Origin of the sequence: Chamaesiphon polymorphus CCALA 037 (assembly GCF_003003845.1) — a bacterium.
Classification (GTDB): Bacteria; Cyanobacteriota; Cyanobacteriia; order Cyanobacteriales; family Chamaesiphonaceae; genus Chamaesiphon; species Chamaesiphon polymorphus.
Genome location: NZ_PVWO01000317.1, coordinates 1 through 6908 on the forward strand (window position 1 = coordinate 1; position 6908 = coordinate 6908).

The following is a 6908-nucleotide window of genomic DNA, read 5'->3' on the forward strand; positions in this document are numbered from 1 at the left end:
AGATAAGCGCAAAGAGGGTGGCTCGATGGGGGGATTGTGGGAGTTTCCCGGTGGTAAAATCGAAGCAGGCGAAACGGTAGTTGACTGCATAATACGCGAAATTCGCGAGGAGTTGGCGATCGAGATTAGTGTCGGCGAACATCTGATTTCGATCGACCATACTTATCCGACATTTCAACTGACACTCATCGCCCATCATTGCCATCATATCAGCGGCACCCCTCAACCGATCGAATCCGATGAAGTCCGCTGGGTAAATGTCAGCGATTTAGATAAATATCAGTTTCCCGCAGCGAATCTGGAGATTATTAGTGCAATTAAAAAGGACAGCTCTCATCTATCTAAGTAGCAATTGCAATCTCATTTTAAAACTAATTCTGCCAGGAAAATGCTATTCGATCGAGAGTTTCTACATTACTAACGATCGAGCGATTACAAATCCTGTGCTTGCGATCGATAATGGCCAAAGCCGACACGATGCGATTGTAGCTTTTCGGTAAACGCACAAATAATCGAGATCGAATTGGCGGGCAAAATCTCAGTTTCGATTTGAATTTAATCGATAAAAATTTGTCCACCCTGCACGAGGAAACTTCTACTTATGAAGAAGAGTATTTATTGGTCAATAAATTATAAAACTCATTCCTGTAACTACTGTATTCTTCGTATGTCAAATCTTTACTATATTCGTTTGTTTCTAGCCATTCATACAACAATAAACATGCTTTTTCTTTTGAAATAAATTCACATTCATCAAAGTCTATATCATCATTTTCTGGTGTTCTTACCCAAACGTAATTTGGAAAATCATCAAGTTTTTGTAAATTTTCTTTCCACTCATTTGTCAATAAAGAAACCCCTCCTAACCTCCACTTGTTAAGGTGCATACATATACGTAGCGAAGATTTCCACTTATTATATATAAAAAGAGAAAAGCAGTAATTCTTTAAAGCATCATTGTTTTCTAATGAGAATATTTCTGTTTTGTATATTTCCTCAACTTCATGTAAGCACTCAATTACTGATTTGTAATCATCAAAGTTTCGACTGTAAACATCATAGACTGTTACTGAGTTATAATATTCAATATCTTCTATGTCTGAGTGTCTTGATTTGATGAAATTATTTGGCTTCATGTTATAAAAGCAAAAAATTTCCAACCTGCAATAAAAATCTTGATTCATTACTTTCATTAGTTGCTTGTGAATGATTTTAATCCAATATGGCTCATGTCTATATCTTTAAATTAAATCACTAATAATATCTGGTATATGTGTTAATAAATCACCAGACAAGGCGAATTTGGTTGCATTTGTTTCGATAGCCTCAGCAATTTTAGCTTCGACTTCTTCATTAGTGGATCTCATATATCTATTCTCACAAGCTACTTTTTGTTGTCGGCTGCATGACACCACTACTTTTCTGGTCGAAACCACCCATCCACCTACTTGTACTGAGCGGCTTACAGTGAGCGTAGCCGAACTGAGTCGAAGTATCCACCCTCTGTTCCAAACACTTCCGGAATCCCCAGTAGTCGCGCTGTATCTAAGCAACAGTGAAGTTTTTAGTCTAGGCTCAATCCTTCCGTTTTAACTGGGTACAATCGAAACAATAGGGCACTGGGGAGAAAGTTATGGCGGCAGAATTAGCCATTCGGACTGAGGATTTGACCAAACAATTCGATCGACATATTGCGGTACACGGCGTAGAATTGACCGTAGCCGCTGGTGAAGTGTATGGGTTGATCGGCCCTAACGGAGCTGGTAAGACCACCCTGATGCGGATGCTAGCCACTGCTGAGGAGCCAACGCTGGGTGAGATCTATATTAATGGCGAACGGCTGTTGCGAGATCGGAGTAATGCTAATCTCAAGCGATTATTGGGTTACCTTCCCGATGATTTTCCCTTGTATGACGATCTGACAGTTTGGGATTATCTTGACTATTTTGCAAGATTATATAAATTAAATGGCGATCGACGTCAGCGACGGTTGTACGATGTGCTGGAATTGGTACAACTGAGTACCAAGCGCAATAGTAAGATTGCGACACTATCGCGTGGGATGAAACAGCGATTGAGTTTGGCGCGGACGATTATTCACGAGCCAATTTTACTACTTTTAGACGAGCCTGTATCGGGATTAGATCCGATCGCGCGGATGCAGTTTCGGCAGATTATCAAGACGCTGCAAGAAGCCGGGATGACAATTTTAATTTCCTCGCACGTTTTGAGTGACTTAGCCGAACTCTGTACGTCGGTTGGCATTATGGAGTTGGGATTTTTGGTAGAAAGTTGTCGGCTTCAGGATTTGTATCAACGGTTGAGTCGTCAGCAAATTTTGATTAGCACGTTAGGCGATGCAGAAATTCTCAAGCGCGAGCTAAAAACTAATTCTTTAGTTGCCGATATTGAAATTTTGGCAGGTACGAACCAAGTGAGAGTCGGATTTTCGGGGACGGAAGAGGATGCCGCTGAATTATTGCGATCGCTAATTCACGCACAGTTACCGATTACTAATTTTCAATGTACGCAAGAAGATCTGGAAACTATTTTCTTGAAATTAGGACATCAACAAGCATCTTAAATTAGTGGATAGTGAATAGTGAATAGTTAGTAGTCGATAATTGGGTAGTGTGAGTGATGCTGGATAAATATATCGATCGAATTGGGGAATGGAATCCACAATTATTTAGAGAGTTAAAGAGTCGGCTGACGGGTAATGCCACGATCGCTGTTGTGGCGATTTCGATCGTACTGCAAGCGATCGCCATCGGATTAGTTACGAGCGGCAATATGCCAATAGAAGCCAAAATTCATCAGAATTTTGTTACGCTTAGTTGGTTGATGCCAATGGGTTTGATTTTAGGTAGCGTTTATACGCTCATTGCCGATCTCCATCAAGAAGAAAAACGCGGTACTCTAAATTTTATCCGACTCACACCCCAATCGGCACGAAGTATTCTGATTGGTAAAATGCTAGGCGTACCTAGCCTGATTTATGTGGGGATATTGTGCGCATTGCCTTTTCACTTGGCTTTAGGGATAATATCGGGGATTGGTTTACCGCTAATATTGGTCTGGTATTTTACGGTCGGTGCAGCAATATATCTTTGTTCGAGTTTAGCGATTTTGTATAGCTTGTACGGAGGTAGATATCCGCTCGTATTTACGATCTTATTTGCGCTACCCATCCAGACGATTGTCAGTCTTTATAACTACTATTTAAATGCAGTAGCTACAGGTCAATCTTGGACAATCGAGGCATCTGTTCGCTGGTTTTGGCTGCCGATCGTTAATAACTTTTATATTTGTAATGCTCTAATTGTTACTACGATCTTAGTAATTAGTTATTGGTTATGGGTGACGATCGATCGCGAATATATCAATCCAGCTAGTACTGCATTTAAAAAAGAGCATAGCTACTGGATGAATATGCAATTTCAGTTATGGCTGCTAGGTTTTGCCTTACCGATACTCAGCTCTAGTCCGATCGATCGTTCTAACCAAAACTTTTATATTTTAGCTACATTTTATAGTGTCGGTACGATCGGGATATATTGCCTGATTCCCCAGATCTTACCGAGTAAATTGAGTATGCAAGAGTGGAGTCGTTATCGACGAGATCGAGTCACCCACGAGCATCGTCAGTGGTGGCAACAAGAACTATTTCGAGATCTAGTTTGGCATGATGCTAGTCCGATCGGATTGGCAATGCTAATTAATGTTGCGATCTCAGCGATAGTTTGGGGAACGTGTTTTGGGATATTCGTGTCAGATCCAGTGTGGTTGTTAAAATCTCTGTGCGGGATAATAATTGTCAGTGTTCTGACGTTAATCCATGCTGGAATTATTAACTTAATTTTCCTCCGATCGCCAGCTAAAACTCGAGGGGTGATGCCGTTAATTATTTTGATGTCGGGATTACCATTATTTCTGGGATTTATCGCTACAATTACTTTAAATCATTCTAGCTCGGGACTGTGGTTGTTTCTCTTCTCACCATTTGCCTGGATGGGGGTGACACAATTAGCATTACCAAGCATTGGCGCGGTTTTAATGGGGCAACTAGGCATCCTAGCTGGCATCACCAAACTGATTCAAAGAAGGCTACAGCAATTGGGACGCTCGGATACTCAAGCTCTAAGCCAGCAAAAATCTTTATTAGCGAGGACAAATATATGAGGTGAAAGTTAGTCGCGATCGCTCAATTAATTGTCGATGACTTCAGGAAGATTTATAAATATGGTATTAGCTAAAATAATCGATCGAGTGGGTGACTCGAACCCTCAAATATTTCGAGAACTTAAAGAACGTTTGACCGTCCGCAATCTAGGGATCGCATTGGGAGCAGCTCTAGTCATTCAAGTGTTTGTCTTGATGTATTTTAATAGTCAGCTTCCAGTACCCGATCTAACGCCAGGACTCGATAAATCTGCGCGCCAAATTTACAGCCGTTACTGCGAAATGGTGCCTAATGGTTATCAAGCTTACGGTAGCTATTGCCGCTTAAATGGAGATGGTGAGTTTATCATTAACTGGCAAACCTGGTGGTCAGATCTCTTTATTGCAATGAGTTGGCTGTTGCCTCTGGGTTTAATTCTCGGCTCGGTTTATACATTAGTTGCCGACTTAGTTCAAGAAGAAAAGCGCGGTACGCTCAACTTTATTCGGCTCAGTCCTCAATCAGCGCGGACAATTTTTATCGGTAAAATTTTAGGCGTACCGAGCTTAGTATATCTGGCTACCATCGCAACATTGCCATTACATATCGTGGCAGGATACACCGCTGGTGCGAATACTTTATTGTTAGCAAGCTGGTATGTGACGATTGCCTGCTTCTGGTTTCTGATGTCTAGTGCGGCGGTATTGTACGTGTTACTTGGTGGCATACAAGCGATCGTGACAGTATTAGTTGTTGCATACCCAGTCTGTTTACCAATTCTAGCGATTAATGCGTTTGCTTCTGCCACCATCAACCGCGATACTTGGCTGGTTAAGCCTACCGAGCTATCTTGGTTCGGATTGCCAATTTTCAACAATGCGATGTTATTTTACGCTTTTGGGACTGGTTGCTGTTTGGTGGCAAGCTTTGGGGTGTGGCAAGCTTTAGAGCGTCGCTATCTCAATCCCACAGCGACTGCGATTAGTAAATCACAAAGTTATTTCACCAATTTATGCATCCAAATCTGGATTGCTGGATTTGTGGTGCCATTAGTGCCCCAAAGCTATTATTCCAAAGAAGGAACGATCGTGGCATGGGCAATTATCGACTTTTTGGTACTATTGGTATCGATTCCCATGCTATTACCGGGCAAACAAGCATTGCTAGACTGGAGTCGCTATCGTCGCGAACGCGCCGCTCACAAGAGCCGTCCATTTTGGCAACGCGAACTCTTTAAAGACTTGATGTTTAAAGATAGTAGTCCCGCATTACTGGCAATCGCCATGAATATTGGTATCACAATGTTACTATGGTTACCGATCGGGATGACTGCCTTCAAAACTTCTAGTACTGGCATCCGGTTTATCGCCGGAACCTGTTTGGCGGCTAGTCTGATTTTAATCTATGCGACGATCGCGCATTTAGGTTTATTCCTCAAGCAAAAGAAACGCAATGTCTGGATTGTGGCGATCGTTGTTACTACCATGATTTTGCCGATTGTCGGTGCTTTTGTCTTATCGCCGTTCCACAATCCGAGTGGCTTTGCGGCGATTCTACTATTATTTTCGCCCTTAGCACCTGTAGGAATTCTGCAACTTGCAGGAGGCAGTATCTTAGCTACCTTTGCAGCTCAGTTAGCGATTTTTGCTGGTTTGACTCGTCAATTACAACGTAAATTACAAATTAGCGGTCAATCGCAAACCAAAGAGTTACTGGCGCATAGTTAATATTTGGGAACATTGACGCCATCGACCCAGCTTCTAATTATAGAAGCTGGGTTTTTTAACTATCGGCGGGATTTTCCTCTTTTGGCTTGCTTTTAGCTTTGCGAATTAATTGCGCGATCGTACGCGACAGAGAGAGTCCCGAGTCCGCAGCTAGCTGTTCGAGCTTCTGGCGTTCGATCGGATCGAGAGAGACATTTAGGCGATTTTTTTTTGTGCTCACGGCGCAAAAGTGGTGTAACTATGGTACCGATTACTGGGAGTGGAAGCCGGACAGACAGCGAATGTTAACGTTTGTAACAAAAATGATAAAAATCAGATAAGGCTTTATATAACATTGTATAACTTAACTTAATAGGCGATCGCGCTTGCTAGGAGCTAGCTTACGTGACAACTAGTGCAGAGTGATTAGCCTCTCATATTAATACGAGAGTTTTCCCAAATTCATTAAGCTATATTACGCCACTAGCGCGACTTGAACTTAATAAATCTCGCAAAAACTATTAAACGGATAAAAGGATTAAATATATGTTAGACGGATTCTCTAAGGTTGTCGCCCAAGCAGATGCACAAGGTCAATACATCAGTGCCGGACAATTAGACGCATTAGCAGCTATGGTCGCTGACGGCAACAAACGGATGGATACAGTCAACCGGATCACGTCCAACTCTTCCACCATCGTCGCCAACGCCGCACGCGCCTTGTTTGCAGAGCAACCCAACCTGATCGCACCAGGTGGCAACGCCTACACCAGCCGTCGCATGGCAGCTTGCTTGCGCGACATGGAAATCATTTTACGCTACGTCACTTACGCAATCTTTGCAGGCGACGCTTCCGTACTCGACGACCGTTGTTTGAATGGCTTACGCGAAACTTACCTTGCATTAGGTACTCCTGGTTCTTCCGTAGCTGCTGGCGTTAACAAAATGAAAGATGCAGCAATCGCGATTGCTGCTGACAAAAACGGCATCACCAACGGCGATTGTAGCGCGCTGATGTCTGAAGTTGCAGGTTACTTCGA

The 6908-nt window shown here is 42.5% G+C and carries 7 protein-coding genes; 5 read left to right on the forward strand and 2 right to left on the reverse strand.

Going from position 1 to position 6908, the window contains the following annotated elements:
• Window positions 1–349 (forward strand): 8-oxo-dGTP diphosphatase MutT (mutT, locus tag C7B77_RS20155; protein WP_106308964.1); only part of this gene is annotated, 349 nt, incomplete at its 5' end.
• 250 nt (window positions 350–599) lie between these two features.
• Here mutT and C7B77_RS20165 read toward each other — a convergent pair.
• Window positions 600–1136: a hypothetical protein gene (locus C7B77_RS20165; protein ID WP_146138420.1), complete on the reverse strand. Its 537-nt coding sequence runs from the start codon at window positions 1134–1136 to the stop codon at window positions 600–602.
• 497 nt (window positions 1137–1633) lie between these two features.
• On the opposite strand from C7B77_RS20165, the gene C7B77_RS20170 reads away from it, so the two are divergent.
• Genes C7B77_RS20170 through C7B77_RS20180 form a run of 3 tightly spaced genes read left to right on the forward strand, consistent with a single transcriptional unit; the run spans window position 1634 to window position 5889 of the window.
• Window positions 1634–2584, forward strand: coding sequence for an ABC transporter ATP-binding protein (locus C7B77_RS20170; RefSeq protein ID WP_106308973.1), 951 nt, complete (start codon window positions 1634–1636; stop codon window positions 2582–2584).
• Window positions 2585–2640: 56 nt separating this feature from the next.
• Complete coding sequence (locus C7B77_RS20175; protein ID WP_106308976.1) at window positions 2641–4182, forward strand: hypothetical protein; 1542 nt, start codon at window positions 2641–2643, stop codon at window positions 4180–4182.
• 36 nt (window positions 4183–4218) lie between these two features.
• Window positions 4219–5889 (forward strand): hypothetical protein, encoded by a 1671-nt coding sequence (locus C7B77_RS20180; RefSeq protein WP_146138421.1) that lies wholly within the window; start codon window positions 4219–4221, stop codon window positions 5887–5889.
• A 55-nt stretch (window positions 5890–5944) separates the two neighbouring features.
• Here the strand turns inward: C7B77_RS20180 and C7B77_RS20185 are convergent, their stop codons facing one another.
• Window positions 5945–6109 (reverse strand): ribbon-helix-helix protein, CopG family, encoded by a 165-nt coding sequence (locus tag C7B77_RS20185; RefSeq protein WP_106308982.1) that lies wholly within the window; start codon window positions 6107–6109, stop codon window positions 5945–5947.
• A gap of 305 nt (window positions 6110–6414) precedes the next feature.
• Here C7B77_RS20185 and C7B77_RS20190 point away from each other — a divergent pair.
• Window positions 6415–6908: C-phycocyanin subunit beta (locus tag C7B77_RS20190; RefSeq protein ID WP_106303465.1), on the forward strand; the 494-nt coding region annotated here is incomplete at its 3' end.

Coding starts and splice junctions, on each gene's coding strand:
- C7B77_RS20175 (WP_106308976.1), top strand. CDS start 2,641: ATGCTGGATAAATATATCGATCGAATTGGGGAATGGAATCCACAATTA.
- C7B77_RS20180 (WP_146138421.1), top strand. CDS start 4,219: ATGACTTCAGGAAGATTTATAAATATGGTATTAGCTAAAATAATCGAT.
- C7B77_RS20165 (WP_146138420.1), bottom strand. CDS start 1,136: ATGAAGCCAAATAATTTCATCAAATCAAGACACTCAGACATAGAAGAT.
- C7B77_RS20170 (WP_106308973.1), top strand. CDS start 1,634: ATGGCGGCAGAATTAGCCATTCGGACTGAGGATTTGACCAAACAATTC.